Origin of the sequence: Telluribacter roseus, assembly GCF_017355915.2 — a bacterium.
Taxonomy (GTDB): Bacteria; Bacteroidota; Bacteroidia; order Cytophagales; family Spirosomataceae; genus Telluribacter.
The window spans coordinates 116,500-133,140 of the sequence record NZ_JAFEUV020000004.1 but is presented as its reverse complement, the minus strand read 5'-3'; the positions used below and the strand labels follow the sequence as shown (position 1 = coordinate 133,140).

The following is a 16,641-nucleotide window of genomic DNA, read 5'->3' as shown; positions in this document are numbered from 1 at the left end:
ATAGGTACCTTGCGTGCACTATGACAAAAGCACTCCTGACACTTAGCTTTATAAGCATTCTGATAGTCAGTCCGGTTTTAGCTCAAAGCCGGACTGGCTTTTCATCTATTGGTGGCCCATCACAGGCTACCTATCGCCAACACATCACCCGGCAGGTGCTATCCTATGCCGATTCCATGGGTGTTGATGTATCCAGCCTGCGGGTACCTGTTGGCTCAGATACCTTGTACTCCCTACTACACCAGCTTCGGTACGGGCAGCGTCCCCGCTATCTTTCGCACCTGGCCCTCACCGAGCGCATTGACTCCGCAGGTATCCAGCGGGTGTTGAATCTCCTGCTCGTTCCCGGATCAGCCTCCATCCAGCAGGCCCTGTCTGAGTTCATCCCCATCCCTAACAAGTACCTTCAACTACTGAGCCACTACCAGCGGCTGCGCCGGGAAGACAAAGCCGATAGTGTGGCTGCCCTGCAGACTACACTTAATCATTACCGCTGGATCCAGCGGTTTACTGATGCTCCCTTTGTGCTGGTCAATGTTCCGGCAGCGGAGCTGTTTGTAGTGAACCCGCAGGGAGAGGAGCTCCTCCGGATGCGGGTTATCGTAGGGAAGAAGGGTAGTCAGACGCCTTTCATGGCTACGTACTGCTCTACTATTACGCTGTATCCTTATTGGAATGTACCCCGTAGTATAGCCCTCGGCGAAATGCTCCCCAGGATCAAAAAGGACCCGGGCTATCTGGAACGAAATAAGCTACAGGTCATTGATCAGGAGGGACGGGAGGTGGCCCCGGCAAAGATCAACTGGGCTGCTATGAATTCCAAGACATTTACCTACCGCTTCCGGCAATCAACGGGTTGTGACAACGCCCTGGGGGTGGTGAAGTTTAACCTTGAAAACCCATTCTCGATCTACCTGCACGACACCAACGCCCGAGGGCTCTTTGCCCAGAAGAACAGGTGGCTCAGTCATGGGTGTATCAGGTTACAAAAGCCCGCCGAGCTGGCCAACCTGATGCTTGAAAAAACCTATATTGATAATGACTTCCTTAACAAATGCCTGATTGATGCCAAGCCAGGTACCCTAAAGCTCCCCCGCCCTTTCCCGGTGTTTATCCTGTATCAGACGGTAGACCTGGATCAGCAGGGCAACCTGAGGTGGCACCCCAACGTGTACGACTGGATTCTGTAGGAGCATAAATACACAGTCTTCAGTAGCATATTGTATACTATTTTCCGCATCAAGATACCTAATGATGTTCAGGCAATTTTACCAATACTGCCGTAAATGGCTCTTTTGAGGGCATTTACGGCATTACAGCGGATATACGCTTCTATTAGCATAACAATTTAAATAGTAGTAGTAAGAAACATATACTCTACTACTATGAAACCGATCATAAAGGCCATAGGCCTGTATAGCATATTGCTGCTTACTGTAGCTGCCTGTAAGTTCACTAGTCCGGATGATATGACTGACGAAGAGCTGGTACAGGAACTCAGTGAGCGGAAGCAATATGAAAAAATACTTAACTACGCCAAGAGCGTAGGACTGGATAGTACCAAGTATGGCTATAAAGTAGCAAACGCTCCTGTGCTAGGTTTGCTGGAAGAGATTGGATTTGGTCATAAACCTACGTACATCAAGTACATGGTCAAAGCTAATGAGCCCGACTCGGCTCGTATCCGTAATGTACTTCGTAGTCTGGTTAATGGTGATCCTGTTGAAGAAGTAATGGCTTCTCTGGAGCCTCAGTTCACATCGTATCAGCGACTAAAAGAGCACTACCAGCGACTTAGAAAAGAGAATAAAACGGATAGTGCTGCCATTGTAGCCGAATCACTTAATGCCTATCGCTGGATGCACCGCCAAGCCAACGGAGCCGAGCGTTTGGTTCTGGTGAATACGCGGGGAGCTTATCTGAAAGGTATGGATTCGACGGGTAAGGATGTACTGAATATGCGGGTGATTGCCGGTAAAAAAGATACTCCTACACCATCCATAGATACCTACGCTACGCAGGTAATTACGTACCCATACTGGAATGTACCTCAAAGTATAGCTACCAAAGAGATACTTCCCAAAGTGCAAAGCGATGTATCGTTCCTGGAAAGAAATAAGTTTGAGGTAATCAACAGCAAAGGAGAACGGATAGATCCGTACGAGATAGATTGGTCGGGTATGAGTGAATCTGACTTCCCCTACCGGTTCCGTCAGGATACGGGTGAAGACAACTCACTCGGGCTTCTGAAAGTAGACATTGAGAATCCGCTTGCCATATACCTGCACGATACAAATGCGCGGTACCTTTTTGCTAAGGACCAACGGTGGAGAAGCCATGGATGTGTAAGGGTACAACATCCGGCCGAGCTGGCCAACTTTATGGCGGGCGAACGACTACTGGAAAATGAGTTCCTGGAAGATCCCAAAGAAAACCATCCGCCTAAGCACCACAAGCTTAACAAAAGGGTACCGGTATTCCTGCTGTATCTGGGAGCCGACGTAAATGAGGCCGGTCAGCTGGTTTACTTTGAAGATGTATACGGCTGGGAAAGACGGCCCACTACCTGATCACTGATCTGATCCATACCAGCCAGCAGATTGGAAGAGCTCAGATACTTATTATCAGGATAGTAAAGAAACAGCCCTGCTCCGCCGTTCAGAAGTCCGATTATTTTCTGATGATCGGCCATCGAGATGGCGGGGCAGCCCAGGCTACGGCCCAAACGACCCGTGCGGCGGATAATATCTTCGCTCACGTACTCGGCACCGTGCATTACGATAGCCCGCTCCAGAGCCCGATCATTGATGCCTTTTTCCAGCCCCTCAAGACGTAGTGAAAGGCCGTGCTTTCCCTGATAAGTACCTAAGGTGCGGTAGAAGCCCAGGCTGGACTGATAGGAAGAGTTTTCGTTGGAGAAGCTCTTGGCGTATTCAATACCTGAATTACGTCCATGGGCTACATGAGTATTATAGAGAAGCTTGCCGGAAGCCATATCAATAATATACAGACGCTTATTGCGGGATGACTGGCTGAAATCAGCAATAGCAATGATAGGTTTGCGAAGATTCATTTTCTTGAATCCAACCCAGGCATAATGAAAGGTTTCTTTTGATAAACCTAATTTGCCTAGTTCAAGTGATTCATAAAGCAAACTCCATTCAGGACGGGCTTCAGCTTCTGGTACTACGACCATCGAATCTACTTGTGGGAAGGGTATACTATCCGTTGTAAGGGAGGGAGGAGTTGAATTTACGTTTCTGAAGCCAAACAACACAGCAAGAGTTATTACGGCCATCACCAGCACTACCGAAGCCTTCTTCATTTACAGAGGATTTAAGATGATTAGTTATTACTGATTATACCTGTTACTTTTTTTCCTTAACGTAATTTTCCCCATGAGCTTGCCCAGTCACCTGAACTTTTAGCTGATTTTAACAGCTATTACTCATTATACATGATTAGTAATACGTCTAATGTACTGAAATAAAGGAAATTAATAGCAGTAAATAAGCAGATACATCTAGTCAACACGTATACTAAAAAGAATGGTTCCCCTACGTACCTACTTCAATTACACATACCAAAATATGGGGAGCTTATGCCCCAGCCTGGTAGTATACCAACTTCTCTGCTTTACTTACTGATGTTACAAAAATATAAAATTCAATGGATCAGAAACACCCTTAGCAGCCAACATTGTATTTTTGTAATCTAAACTATTAACCGGTTATTGTGTCGAATATTTCGTATACCACTCCGGACCGTTATACTGTGATACGGTCCATGCAGATTTTTTTTACCAACCCCTACACCCGGGCGGTTGGATTAGTATTTGCCACTGATAGTCTGCTCTTTGGTAGTTGGGTAGCACGCATTCCCTTCCTGAAGTACCAGCTTGGCCTTAATGATGCCCAACTTGGCCTATCCTTATTTCTATTACCCATTGGTTCTATCCTTACCAATCCATTCTCCGGCCGACTCATACGCCGCTTTGGCTCGGCCCGGGTATGTTTGTGGTGTGCTTTTGGCTTTTTTCTGAGTGTACTTATTCCTGCCAATGCTCCCAATGTTTATGTGATGGGAGCTGGAATGGCTCTAATGGGTGGCTTTGCCGCTGTACTGAATGTAGCCATGAATACCTGTGCTTCTAACCTGGAAAAGAGTGAAGGTATACGGATTATGTCGGCCTGCCACGGGATGTGGAGCCTGGGGGGTATGCTGGGAAGCACATTGGCCGGGCTTTTTATCTGGGCCGAAGTCAGTATGCCAGTACATATGCTGGCTATTGCCTTGTTTCTGTGCACGGTTACTGTACTGATCCAGCCCCTGCTACGCCAGATCCCCGAAGAAAGAAATGTAAGCGGGACCTCATTTGCCCGCCCTACGGTTACGCTTATTATCCTGATATTCATCGGCCTCACCGTTTCGATGGGCGAAGGGGTATCTTTCGACTGGAGTGCCATATACCTCCGCGAAATAGCTCACGCTACGCCCTCCGTGTCGGCGCTGGGCTTTGGCTGCTTTGCCCTTACCATGACGCTGGGTCGCTTCCTGGGTGATACCATTATACCACGCTACGGCGAGAAGAGACTACTTATTCTGGGAGGGATTGTTGGAGCACTGGGCATTCTGATAGCCATCCTATTCCCCTACCCGTTCACCACACTGGTAGGGTTCCTGATCCTGGGAATGGGATGCTCGCTGGGAGCCCCCATGCTGTACGCCATATCCATGCGGCAGCCCAATACTCCCCCTGCGGCCGGCCTGGCTACGTTTGCTACATTCAGCTTTATAGGCTTCATGGCGGGTCCTCCCCTGATTGGCTTTGTAGCCGAAGCCTATGGCCTGCAGTACGGATTTGGGCTGGTAGCGGTGTTGCTGCTGATGGGAGCTATTATGAGCCGCTGGGCCCGGGTATAAGGTAGATAGACTACCTCTTCTTACCCATTGTAATCAGTACTACCCCCGAGAGAATAATGAGACCGGCTACAATGGACTGCCCCGTCAGTGACTCACCGGCAAATGCCCACCCTAGTAGCATGGCTACCACGGGATTGACATACGCGTAGGTCGACAGCAACTGTGGAGGGGCGTTGCGGGCCAGCCAGGCATAGGATGAAAATCCGATGATAGAGCCAAAGATCACCAGATAGATCAACGCTCCTATGGCCTTGGTAGGCGCATAGCTGATGCTGATGAGTGAGACGGGCTCAACCATCAGACTGATCAGCAGCAGGATTCCCCCACCAACCAGCATCTGGATGGCACTGGAGACGATTTGAGTGGGTAGTGATACGCGGCCAGAGAGTAAGGTACCCGTAGCCCACGAAAGGTTAGAAAGAATAATAATGGCGATACCAATCCAGCTTTGGGAAGAAGTAGCCTTGAAACCTCCAGGCTGTACCAGCATAATGATACCTGCCAGCCCTACCAGCAGGCCCAGCGATGCCAGTTTGGTGGGTCGTACCTTACTAAAGCTCAGCCAGTTTAATACCATGATAAAGAGGGGGAGCATACCACCCAGGAGTGCCGCAATGCCCGTAGGTATATATTGGATGGCTACGGTCATACCCCCGTTGGCAATGGTAAGGAGTAGGACACCGATCATACCGGCCGACAGCCACTCCTTACGGGTTGGTCGGGCATTGCCGGTCAGGCGGGCGTACAGGTACAGGATAAGACCGGCCGTCAGCAGACGGCAACCTGCCATATAGAGCGGTGGCATCCGCTCCGTCATAAAGTGAATAAACAAATAGGTAGATCCCCACAGCGTATACACCGACAGGAGATTGAGCACCAGTTTGGTGCGGGATGAGCTTAAATTTGTAGATGTAGATAATGCCATGACTAAGGTACTTTGCCAACTATAATGGCTCAATAAACGAGCCCTCTGGCAGGCGAAGTTCCTGAAAATCTATGATATTTGGTAAAGAAAATTTTTATAGTATTCTGCCGATATAATTCATAATTATCTCTACCTGACAAAGCTCCTATCTATCACTATTCCAATTAATAATATACCTCGGTAGCATTGGTTTTCATTTGGTCCAGAAGCAGGCCGTACTTCTTGTCGGGCCCCTTTTTCAGGAACGGGTTACCCCGCAGGTAGAGTTTTTCCAGCTGCTTCATCTCCAGCAGTGCTTCCGGAAATTCAGCAAGATTATTTTCAGAGATGTCCAGTTCTTTTAGCTTCGTGAGCTGCCGGATCTCCGGCGGAAACGTAGTATACCAGTTATACCCCAGGTCCACGAGCCGGAGACGGGACAACCTGCCGAACGGGTCAGGAAGGCTACTGAGCCGGTTGTGGTGGGCGTACATCACCTGCAGATCGCGCAGGCGGTCCATGCGCCGGGGCAGCTCCGTGAGCTGGTTGTGCGATACCGCCAGGTGGTTGAGCTTACGTAAGCTGGTGATTGAAGCCGGAAGCTCAGTCAGTTTGTTGTAGTAAAGATCTATCACTTCCAGCCGACGCATCTTTCTGATCCCCCTGGGCAGGGTGGTCAGCCCGCTCTGGTATAGATTCAAATCGTGCAGATGGCGCAGCCTACGGAAACTCCGGTCGGATAGCTCGGTCAGCTGATTACGGCCTAACCACAGGCTCGACAAGCGGGTGCAGGCACGTACCGCCTCGGGAATATCCATAAATTTATTCCATTGGATATTCAGGATCTGGATGGTCTTATTGCGCGTAATCGTGAGGCTTTCGTTAGTAAGTTGGTTTTCCCGCAGGTCCAGTTTCTTGAGGCGGGGGAGCCGGGCTACATCAATATGAGCAGCCGACAGGTTATTCCCATGCAGGTCAAGCTCTTCCAGGTTGGGAAAACGATAAATGACCGAAGGTACTTCCTTGAGATCAAGCTGGTTCAGAAACAACCGCTTTACCCGGGCAGTATCCACCATAGCTGTGGCTTCGGGTAAGGTCGTCAGGGTACTGTCGCCCTTCCGTACCCGGCGGGCGTTCCAGTTGGGGACTGTGTTGAGTCGCTTGTCGGGAAGCGTACCAATAGCAATGCTGTACCCCAGCCGGTACGGTTGCTTTTTGCTGTTTTCCAGCTCCCAGTCTGCCAGCCCTCCGGTTAGTTTTATCTTTACGGCTTTCCTCAGCGAATCCCGCGCGGGATGATCCGATATGATCTGGTAAATCAGGTAATCGATCTTACCGGTTTCGCTGACATAAAGGGCTCCCATCAGGTAAAAGCCCGGATTAGGAGTACCTTTAAAAAGCTTTACTATTTCGTTCTGAAAGCCATTGATGGCTCCCATACCTCTCTCATTGAGCCAGTAGGGAGGGTACTTCTGACCTAGTTCGTTTTCATCTATCTTAAGCTGCCCTGCTTCTTCTCTTGATACCACACGAGTCTGGGCAACCGAAGCACTATATCCTAAGGTCAGGGCCAGCAGGATTATTAGTAGCGTTTTCATAGGACCAAGCGTTAGTCTACACGAAAATAACTAATATCATAGTGGTTTATTTTTATTCCATGTAACAATATTTATAGAAGGAATAAAAAAGAATAAGGCGCTGAGGTGTTCCCCCAGCGCCCTCTCATACATAACGAAATGTAGGCCTGTTAGTTTTTAGGACTTCCACCCATGGTAGCGGGTGCTCCACCAGTTACAGGTGCACCTTTACGGGCTTTCTCGAAGTCACCGGCCTTAATGACTGTAATCTTGGAGTAGTCGATGTGCTTGTTCATGGCAGCACGAATTTGCTCGGGGGTCAGAGCCTCCACCTTCTTCTCAAACTCCGCGTCCCACTTCATGGTACGGTCGAGGTAGAGGTTGTTGTTCAATGCACCGGCCAGTGAAGCATCCTGCGCCCGGCTCACCTGACGTGACTGCAGGTACCCTGACTTGGCTGCTTTGATCTCATCGGCCGTAAAACCTTCTTTCAGTGCCTTGTCAAGCTCCTCCTTAAAGGCCTGCTCCAGCTTTTCTACGTTCTGAGGCGCATAGATCGCGTAAGCCAGGAAGGTACCGTTCTTATCCAGCGAACTGGCGCTGAACTGTGAACCAACACCGTAGCTAAGGCCTTCCTTCTGACGGATACGGGTTGCCAGTCGCGAGTTGAGGAACCCACCGCCCAGCATGTAGTTGGCCATTACCAGCGCCGGGTAGTCCGGATCGGTATCCTGCAGCGGCATGGCCATACCCGCTACAAACATGGCGTTGGCTTTATCGGGAGTTTCAAATGACTTGTTCTGCGATTTTACGACCTGATACGGTGAAGCTACCCGCTTGAAGGGCTTGGCACTTTTCCAGTTGCCAAACTCATCCGTAATGATTTTCTGTATCTCAGCCTGGTCAAAATCACCTACAACGGCTATGCTGGCATTATTGGCTCCGTAGAAGTCCTTGTAGAAGGCCTTTACCTGATCCAGGGTAGCGGCATTGACATCGGCTACATCTTCGTCAAACGTAGTCACATACCGGATATCACCCTTGGGATACGGGCTTGTAATGCGGCGGTACTCATTAATGGCGATAGCCTGCGGCTCGCTGCGCTGTGACTCGATCTGGGCTAGTTGCTCCTGCTTGAGCTTATCAAATTCGTTGGCATCGAAGGCAGGCTGCTTCAGTACCTCAGCCACCAGTTTCATCACGGCAGGCAGGTTTTCGCGGGTCGTTTCGATATTCACCCCGGCCTGGTTACCGCCCCCGAAGAAACTCACACGAGCCTTCAGACGGTCAAACTCGTCTTTGATCTGCTGGCGCGATTTGGTCCTGGTACCTTTGTCCAGCATACTTCCGGTCAGGCTGGCAATGGTGGCCTTATTCATCAGGCTCTTCTCGTCGCCGTAGCGAAGGGTCATACGTGCCGCCACGACGTTACCGCGGGTCTGCTTGGGCAGCAGGGCCACTTCAATGGTGTTAGGCTTCTCGACCAGCGTAGTACGGCTGTCGATGTTAGACGGTGAGGGATCAAACGCTTCGCCCTGCGCCATAACGGCCTCTCCTTTGTAGTCCTTCACCAGATCGGCTACGTTGGGAGCAGCGGGAATTTCGGCGCGCTCGGGAGCAGCGGTAGGTACAAATGTACCCATGGTACGGTTAGAAGGCTTCAGGTAGTGCTGGGCTACGCGGTATACATCGTCGGGAGTTACTTTACGGATGTTGTCCCGGAACAGGAATGCTAACCGCCAGTCACCGGTAGCGATGTACTCGCTGATACCGAGTCCAACGCGCTCCGAGTTCCGGAACTGCAGGTCCCAGTTTTTCAAGATAGAAGCCTTGGCCCGCTCTACATCCTCCGCCGAAGGCTTCGTGCGGGCAGCTGAGTCAAGCGTAGCGATCAGGGCGTTACGCGCTTCGTCCAGAGATTTCTCTTTCAGTACTTCGGCCCCGAAGTAGGCAAAACCGGGATCATGTAGGGCAAAGCTGAATGCGTACTGTGAGGAAGCCTTCTTGGTATCCACCAGGTTTTTGTACAGCTTTCCGTTGGGCTCCGACGAAAGTACCTCTACCAGTACATCCATAGCCGGGTAGTCGGCGTGGGAGCCGGGCATGATGTGGTAGGCACAGGCCACCATCTGTACATCCCCTACGCGCTTCAGCTCTACAAAACGCTCCCCGTCCTGCGTAGGCTCCGAGGTATAGGTTACAGGTAGTACACGCTCGGGCTTTTTGAGCTTGCTAAAGTACTCGTTCACCAGAGCCAGCGTCTTGGCTTCGTCTATTTTACCGGCCACCATCAGCACTGCGTTGTCAGGCTGGTAGTACTTCTTATAGAAAGCCTGCAGATTCTCGATGGGTACATTCTCAATGTCCGAGCGGTTACCGATGGTGGACTTACCGTAGTTGTGCCAGAGGTAAGACCCCGACAGTACACGCTCCATCAGTACCCGGAAGGGGCTGTTTTCACCCGACTCAAACTCGTTACGCACCACGCTGAACTCACTCTCCAGGTCCTTCTTGGCAATGTAGGAGTTGACCATCCGGTCGGCTTCCAGATCCAATGCCCATTTCAGGTTTTCTTCGGTAGCCGCAAACGTTTCGTAGTAGTTGGTACGGTCGTACCAGGTAGTACCGTTGGGGCGGGCACCGTGCTCGGTCAGCTCCTGCGGAATGTTGGGGTGCCTGGGAGTACCTTTGAATACCATGTGCTCCAGCAGGTGCGCCATCCCGGTTTCGCCGTACCCTTCGTGCCGCGATCCTACCAGGTACGTAATGTTGACGGTAATAGTAGGCTTGGACGGATCCGGGAACATCAGCACTTTGAGGCCGTTGTCCATCTGATACTCGGTGATGCCCTCAACCGAAGTGACTTTTTTCATCCCCTTCGGCAGCTCCTGCGCCCATACCGGCGTTGCCGCCAGTAGTCCCACCAGCATCAAACCGGTCAGTTTTTTGGTAGATACGTTGATCATTTGTGTTGTGATTAGTCTTAGAGATAGACGTAATAATAGAAGAAAAGCGCCGCTTGTCAACCAAATTAGTGACAAACGGCGCAGAATCTCAATAAGCAGATAAACAGATGGAAAACCGGATTACTTGACGCGGGTCCAGGTATCGGTACGTCCGATAAGTGAGATACCCATATACCCCCGTACATCCAGCGTATTAGGGTTTTTCAGGGTCATTTTGCAGCTATACTCCTTTCCGCTTTCGGGATCGTAGATCTTGCCGTTTTCCCATACATTATTGCTGGCATAGGTAAAGTCACGAAGGTTGACCATCCCCATAAGCGGCTGCTTCTTTTTTCCTGCATCCGGATTATTTTTATCTAATTTAGGCGCATTGGTAGCTGGATCAACGGGTTCTTTGAGCCACACAATTTTTCCGTAGTACTTATTACCTTGTTTATAAATTTGCACGTGCCCTTTCTTGGTACCTGTCAGCCAGGTACCTAGTATGTCGTCCGAATCAGCGGCCGGACGGAAGGAAGAAAGTAAACTGACACTGCACAGAAGAAGTAAGAATAGGGGCAAGGAAGCACGGAAGCTTGATTTTTTCATAGATACAGGAATTGATAGTTGATCAAAACAGTTTTGTACATTACGTAACGAAGTAAACAAAAAATACATTTATGTTGGTTAAAAAAATTCTAGGCACAGTACTATTTCTGGGCACTTTTGTGGTAATGAGCGGGTGCTTTCGTCCGGCCATTCCTATCTCTCGTGGTGCCGTTTACCCCATTGATGTATTTTATGAAAACCAATCGCCTGACCGCCCCTACTCCGAGCTGCAATGGGTGGAGATCAGCAATGAAGACCTACTGAACGAACGCCAGAAGAAGAGCGGCGAACGGCTGCTGCACCGGGGCAATGATGCCCAGGCCAAAGAACTCCTGACGGCACAGCTGGTACTGAAAGCCCAGAAAATGGGGGCTCACGCCCTCATGAATGTACAGTACAAGTACTACACCACCGCCACTACCGAGGGCTACTCCATGCGCGGACTAGCCATACAATACCGGGGCGAATAAGCCTGCTGGCGCTCCCACTTACACATAACCATCAACAGACTTTTTTATATAATCAGAGACTATTGCTATATGTTCTACAAAGGCGACCCTACTAATCTGCCCACCGAGGCCGAATCACGCGTAATCATCCGGTTTCAGGACTGTGACCCGCTTCAGCACCTCAACAACTCCAAGTACTTCGACTACTTCTTCAACGCCCGCGAAGACCAGGCCTCCAAGCTGTATGGTTTTAGTTTTGAGGCCATGTTTCGGGAGTTGCGCACGAGCTGGGTAGTGTACCAGCACCAGATCGCCTATATCCGTCCGGCCGGGATCAGCGAATGGGTCCGAATTATCACCCGCGTCATCCACCACGACGAGGACACCATGGTGACAGAGTACGTAATGACCAACGATGACCGCACCCAGCTGAAAACACTACTATGGGTCACCTCCAAGCACGTCAGCGTCACGACCGGAAAGCGTACTCCGCATCCGCCCGCGCTTAAAGAGTACCTGAATGCAATCCAGCTGCCGGGGGTTGATTTTAAGACGATGGACTTCAATGAGCGCATCCGGGAAGTAAAGCAGGCACTGGTACCTGTGTCGTAAGATTACTTCTTAGTACTGTCTGGAGCGAGGGCGCTGGATGTAAGTTTTCCTGATGAATCGGCATCATCCGTATCTGTCGAATCCGGTTTGGCAGGCGTCATCGCCGGAACAGCCAGATGGGTCTTGGGGATGACAAAGCGGTTGAAGCTATGGGTAAACTGCATACTCACCCCGCCGGTTGTCAGGGTATTACTCAGGAGGAGTGGGTTCTGGATGTTGCGATTGTAGGCTTTCAGGCGTACACTTCCCGTCTGAGTGAGCCAGTACTCCAGCGTCCACTCCCCTACCAGACTGGCGGCATCGTGCTGAATAATACCGTAGTTGAACCGCCCATCGCGCGTGACGCGGAAGCGGTCGTTCAGGAAGCGGTACGAGAAGCGTAGCTGCAGGTTGTTCAGGGCATTCTGATCCAGCGACAGCCCCGTCAGACCTACTTCCAGGTTTTCGTTCAGCGCCGAGGCCCACTTACTTACCTGGTTGGTTACCAGCTCACTGATGCTATTTCCGATAAAAGACTGGCTCTGATTAGTCTGGGCCAGCAGGGCATCCTGCGGCGTCAGCAACTGGTTAAACAGGATAAGGCTACTTACCTGACGGCTCAGCTCCTGCTCATCGCTGCGCAGGCGGTTTTCAAACGCCGCTACGGCACTTCGGTACTCGCCGGAGGCCGGATACTCCACTATACGCATATCGTACGCGATCTGGGGCGACATGAGGCGGTCGGTCAGGGTAATGGTTACCTCAACGGGGTAGCGCCGCGACAGCGGATTAGTGGCATTGTTGCTGTTGGTAGTAATACCCGGCAGTACCCCGGCCAGCGATGCCAGCTGTGTATATCCTGCCTGTACATCCAGGATGGCCGCGTACGGATCACCCGACCAGGTGATACGGCTACCCGGCTTAATCTCAAACTTCTTGTTAAGGGCGTTCTGAAAGGTAAAGGTGTAATCTCCACGGGCTATCTCATAGGTACCCGACATCTCGAAATCGCCTTTGGTATCGATCTTCATGTTCAACAGGCCACTCCCGTAGGCTTTGATAATATCACCTGCCTGCCGGTCCAGTTGTATCTCGCAGTAGGCATCGGGGGTAATATTGAAGTTGAAATCCATTTTGATCCCGCCCATATCCAATGAACTCGACGCTCCCTGGCCTGCATTGGTAGAATCTTCTTTGGGCAGCTGACTTACGAACTGGATATAGTCCTGAGTAGCCACCTCGGTAGCGCCGTCCAGGGGTATATAGATCCGCGTGCCCCGGTTACTGGTCACGTTGGCCTCGATCGTCAGGTTATCAAGTGGACCAAACAGCGATGCCTTACCGGTAACGTAGGCGGTACCGTAGAACAGGTCGTTGTCAGCAGCATTGGTATTCAGGATTTTGAAATTGCGCAGATCAGCATTGAAGCCCAGCGAGAAGTACCTGAAGCCTTCGTGGTATACACCACCCCGTAAGGTAGCGGTATTACCATCCTGATCGGTCACGATCATGTTGCGGGTGGCAATCTCGCTTTCGCTGAAGTAGATCTTATCATTGAAGGTAAGTACCGATTGCAGGTAGTCAAACTTCAGCCTCCCCTTATCCACAGTTACCTCCCCCTGCAGGATGGGATGCCCGAGGCTACCCGTTACCTGTACGGTACCTTCGGCCTGTCCGCTTACATCCGATACCAGCCCCTCCGAAAAAGGCTCAATTACCTTCAGGTCGGTGTTCAGGAAGCGGGCCTTCATGTTCAGCGGGTTCTCTTTCAGCTTAGGATTATAAGAACCCGTCAGCGAGAAAGTACGGCGAGCATTCTTCTCCAGGTGCGCATCCACGTAAAACTGGTCTGTCATTTCATCCCAGTCACCTACCCCTTCAAAATTGCCCAGTTCGTATTTATCGTAGCTGAGTCCCTCCACGTTAAACTCCGCTTTGAGCTCATTGAAGTCCTGCACGTTGCGAAGCCGCGCGGTACCGTCCATCACACCGCCTAGCTTAGTATCAAATACCTGATTCAGGGTAGCCAGCTTGAAGTTACGCGCTTCCAGCAACAGGCTCTGATCCGAGTCCTGAGCATAGGTACCGTTGAGGGCCAGCCGCTGCCGGTCATTGACCAGCGCCAGACCACTGAACCGGACTCGCGGTCCGGTTATGGAGATCAGGTTATTGGGGGTTACCTGCCATACCTCATCGAGCAGGTTGAGCCGGGAGTTCTGAAGGCGTACGTCAAAACCGTCCGTCAGAAATCGTAATTCGCCGCTCAGGTTAGCGCGGTTGCTGCTGTTTACCTGCCGCAGCCCGGTCCGGAAGCTAATATGGTCTTCGTCCCAGGTGGCCTCTACTTCGAGCCGCTCGGTAGGTGCCAGCAGGCTGATCTTATGTTTGGCGGAGGTGACATAGGCCGAGGCCAGTACCTCTTCGCTGTTCACAAACTTGGAAGTAGTAATATCCACTTCGGACTGTACAAACTGGTTACCACTTACCCGGACGGTATCTGCCCTGGCATTCAGCGTAAGCAGAGCCGTATTGTCCATCCGGAACTCACCTTCGGCGTGCGCTCCCGGCGATACGTAGGCATCCGGGTACAGAAAGGCCAGCACCTGCGACAGATCCCGCGTCCGCACTTCATAGTTGATTTCGTAGCGGTGGTTTACTACGTGATTTGTCTTTTGCTCGTAGTACTCCTTCCGGTCCATTTCATCTCTGAAGAAGTACAGCTGGTACTCCTTCAGCACCCGGTTCAGATCCTCTACGGCCGGAGTAAGTACAAAATTCCCCCTGACCCAGGCCGACATGAACTCACTTTCCAGCTCCATCGTACGCTGATCACCCTCCTGCACCGAAGTAAGCTGCAGGGTATCGATCACCAGGTTGCGCTCATTACTGGGAGTGAGCAGGTGTGTATTCAGGAAGCGGGCTCGCCCGGTCAGTTCATCAACGGAATTACCTACTACCTGTACATCCAGCTGGGTACCCAGCGTAAAAGGATCTTGAGCATACCCCAGCGCGAATAGGTTTGCTTTTTCAATTACTCCTTGAATGTCAAAGGCATTTTTTGCACCAGACAGATCAAACTCCCCGTCCAGATTTACCACCAGATTGGTATCACGGGTGCTCACCTGCCCGTTGAAGTAAGCCTTCTGCAGGTTGCCCCGCACGCGGATGGCCCGGTAGTCGTAGTTATCAAAGCCAAGGCGGCTTATAGTAGCATTAAGATTGGCCGACGACGAAGCCAGATCAAATCCGCGCCCGTTGATACTGCCCGACATATCCAGTTTCTGCCACCGCTCGGGCTGATCCAGCAGCACACCCAGGTCGAGCCCCGAAGTAGCCAGCTGGCCGTTATAGGTCGTATTATGGGCATCATCAATATGAAATTCCAGATCGGGTGTCAGGCTACCTATATCGGTATCAAGGTGTCCTTTCAGGTTAAAATCTTCAAAAGTACCTTTAAAGGTACCCGCCATGTGTACCATCCCAAACTTCTGGAACGTCTGGTGCAGATCCGTTTCGGGATAGTACTGCACCAGGTCGGGCGTGTGAATCTGTGACCGGTCCAGCCGGAAGTTCATGGACATTCCCTCTATTTCGGGTAGACCTTTGAAAGCCAGATCACCTACTATGCGACTATCCTTCCCAAATCGCAGGTCGGTATTCCGGACCCGGAAGTTGTTGACGATCCCATCAAAATCACCGGATACCTTCCAGATTTCGTCCAGCGTAAGCAGATACTCCGCAAAGAGCCCCAGGTCATTGGAGTGTACCCGGCTGTTATCAAGGTGCCCGATCATCCGGACCCGGCTGTTGAAGTAGCCCAGGTCAGCCGGGCTATCGTAGTTAAAACTGATGTAATTAGTAAGGTAGGAACGCCCTACGTAGGCGCTTAGTCCGGCCAGCTCCATCCGCTTGACACAGTACAGAAAGCGCGTGTCCAGGTCATGTACTTTCAGTTTGGTCTGGGTATCAATGGTAGTGAGGTCGTTGGCCTGAAAGCGGATGGTGTCGCCCACCAGCAGGAAGTCGTCCAGACTGGCGTTCAGCTTACCCAGCTCGAAGTGGTTATAGTCAAATACCGTCGAAGTTTTGATGCGCGGCTCCCGTGGATCATCATATTTGAAGGTACCCTCCACCAGGTGCGCTTTTCCGATCGTGAAAGGGATGTTCTGGTTGGGTATGTAGTTGGTGGTATCACCGGAGGTAGTCAGCTCGTTGATCCGGGCGATAAAATCATCAATATTGAGGTCGCCGTTTGCGGGATTCTTGATCAGGTGTACATCCGGCTGGAACAGCGTGACCTCGTCCAGGTGGATATCACTCTTCCTGTTTTCGATAATCTGGCTGATGCTCAGGTTAACATCTATACGTTCTACCCTGATCATGTGGCGGTCCTGGGCATCCCTGATCGACACGCCTCCCAGCGACACCACATCAAACCACTTAATATGGAGCTCGCGGATGGAGATAGGGTACCCCATTACTTCTGAGACTTTCCGGGCCGCTTTATCCACCGCCCAGGTCTGCACGGCCGGAAACTGAAAAGCAACCGTAACGGCCTCCAGCGCCAGCAACGCGAAGATCATTACGACCACCAGTCCATTCACTACCGATCTCAGAATGTTTATCATCTATTGATTCAGGAC

11 protein-coding genes are annotated in these 16,641 nt (G+C 51.1%); 5 read left to right on the top strand and 6 right to left on the bottom strand.

Annotation, left to right across the window (positions count from 1 at the left end):
• Positions 1-20: 20 nt before the first annotated feature.
• Together JTN23_RS09695 and JTN23_RS09690 are read left to right on the top strand one after the other, a co-directional pair.
• Complete coding sequence (locus JTN23_RS09695) at positions 21-1,190, top strand: L,D-transpeptidase family protein (RefSeq protein ID WP_247234344.1); 1,170 nt, start codon at positions 21-23, stop codon at positions 1,188-1,190.
• A 195-nt stretch (positions 1,191-1,385) separates the two neighbouring features.
• Positions 1,386-2,570: a L,D-transpeptidase family protein gene (locus tag JTN23_RS09690; protein ID WP_247234342.1), complete on the top strand. Its 1,185-nt coding sequence runs from the start codon at positions 1,386-1,388 to the stop codon at positions 2,568-2,570.
• Here the strand turns inward: JTN23_RS09690 and JTN23_RS09685 are convergent.
• Complete coding sequence (locus JTN23_RS09685; RefSeq protein WP_247234340.1) at positions 2,525-3,325, bottom strand: murein L,D-transpeptidase catalytic domain family protein; 801 nt, start codon at positions 3,323-3,325, stop codon at positions 2,525-2,527. The two genes, JTN23_RS09690 and JTN23_RS09685, sit on opposite strands and share 46 nt — an antisense overlap.
• 461 nt (positions 3,326-3,786) lie before the next feature.
• Between JTN23_RS09685 and JTN23_RS09680 the strand changes: the two genes are divergently transcribed.
• Positions 3,787-4,923, top strand: coding sequence for an MFS transporter (locus tag JTN23_RS09680; protein WP_247234338.1), 1,137 nt, complete (start codon positions 3,787-3,789; stop codon positions 4,921-4,923).
• 10 nt (positions 4,924-4,933) lie between these two features.
• Here JTN23_RS09680 and JTN23_RS09675 read toward each other — a convergent pair whose 3' ends face one another.
• From JTN23_RS09675 to JTN23_RS09660, 4 genes are all read right to left on the bottom strand, one after another.
• Positions 4,934-5,848 carry an EamA family transporter gene (locus JTN23_RS09675; protein ID WP_247234336.1) on the bottom strand — a complete coding sequence of 305 codons (915 nt, stop codon included), beginning with the start codon at positions 5,846-5,848 and terminating at the stop codon, positions 4,934-4,936.
• Between the two features lie 164 nt (positions 5,849-6,012).
• Positions 6,013-7,425 carry a leucine-rich repeat domain-containing protein gene (locus tag JTN23_RS09670; RefSeq protein WP_247234334.1) on the bottom strand — a complete coding sequence of 471 codons (1,413 nt, stop codon included), beginning with the start codon at positions 7,423-7,425 and terminating at the stop codon, positions 6,013-6,015.
• A 149-nt stretch (positions 7,426-7,574) separates the two neighbouring features.
• Positions 7,575-10,370 carry a M16 family metallopeptidase gene (locus tag JTN23_RS09665; protein WP_409049442.1) on the bottom strand — a complete coding sequence of 932 codons (2,796 nt, stop codon included), beginning with the start codon at positions 10,368-10,370 and terminating at the stop codon, positions 7,575-7,577.
• Between the two features lie 120 nt (positions 10,371-10,490).
• Entirely contained in the window at positions 10,491-10,958 is a 468-nt protein-coding gene (locus JTN23_RS09660) for a DUF2147 domain-containing protein (protein WP_247234332.1), read from the bottom strand.
• Between the two features lie 71 nt (positions 10,959-11,029).
• On the opposite strand from JTN23_RS09660, the gene JTN23_RS09655 reads away from it, so the two are divergent.
• Complete coding sequence (locus JTN23_RS09655; protein WP_247234330.1) at positions 11,030-11,428, top strand: hypothetical protein; 399 nt, start codon at positions 11,030-11,032, stop codon at positions 11,426-11,428.
• 69 nt (positions 11,429-11,497) lie between these two features.
• Positions 11,498-12,019 carry an acyl-CoA thioesterase gene (locus tag JTN23_RS09650; protein ID WP_247234328.1) on the top strand — a complete coding sequence of 174 codons (522 nt, stop codon included), beginning with the start codon at positions 11,498-11,500 and terminating at the stop codon, positions 12,017-12,019.
• A 2-nt stretch (positions 12,020-12,021) separates the two neighbouring features.
• On the opposite strand, the gene JTN23_RS09645 is transcribed toward JTN23_RS09650, so the two are convergent.
• Positions 12,022-16,626, bottom strand: coding sequence for a translocation/assembly module TamB domain-containing protein (locus JTN23_RS09645; RefSeq protein ID WP_247234326.1), 4,605 nt, complete (start codon positions 16,624-16,626; stop codon positions 12,022-12,024).
• Positions 16,627-16,641 lie beyond the last annotated feature (15 nt).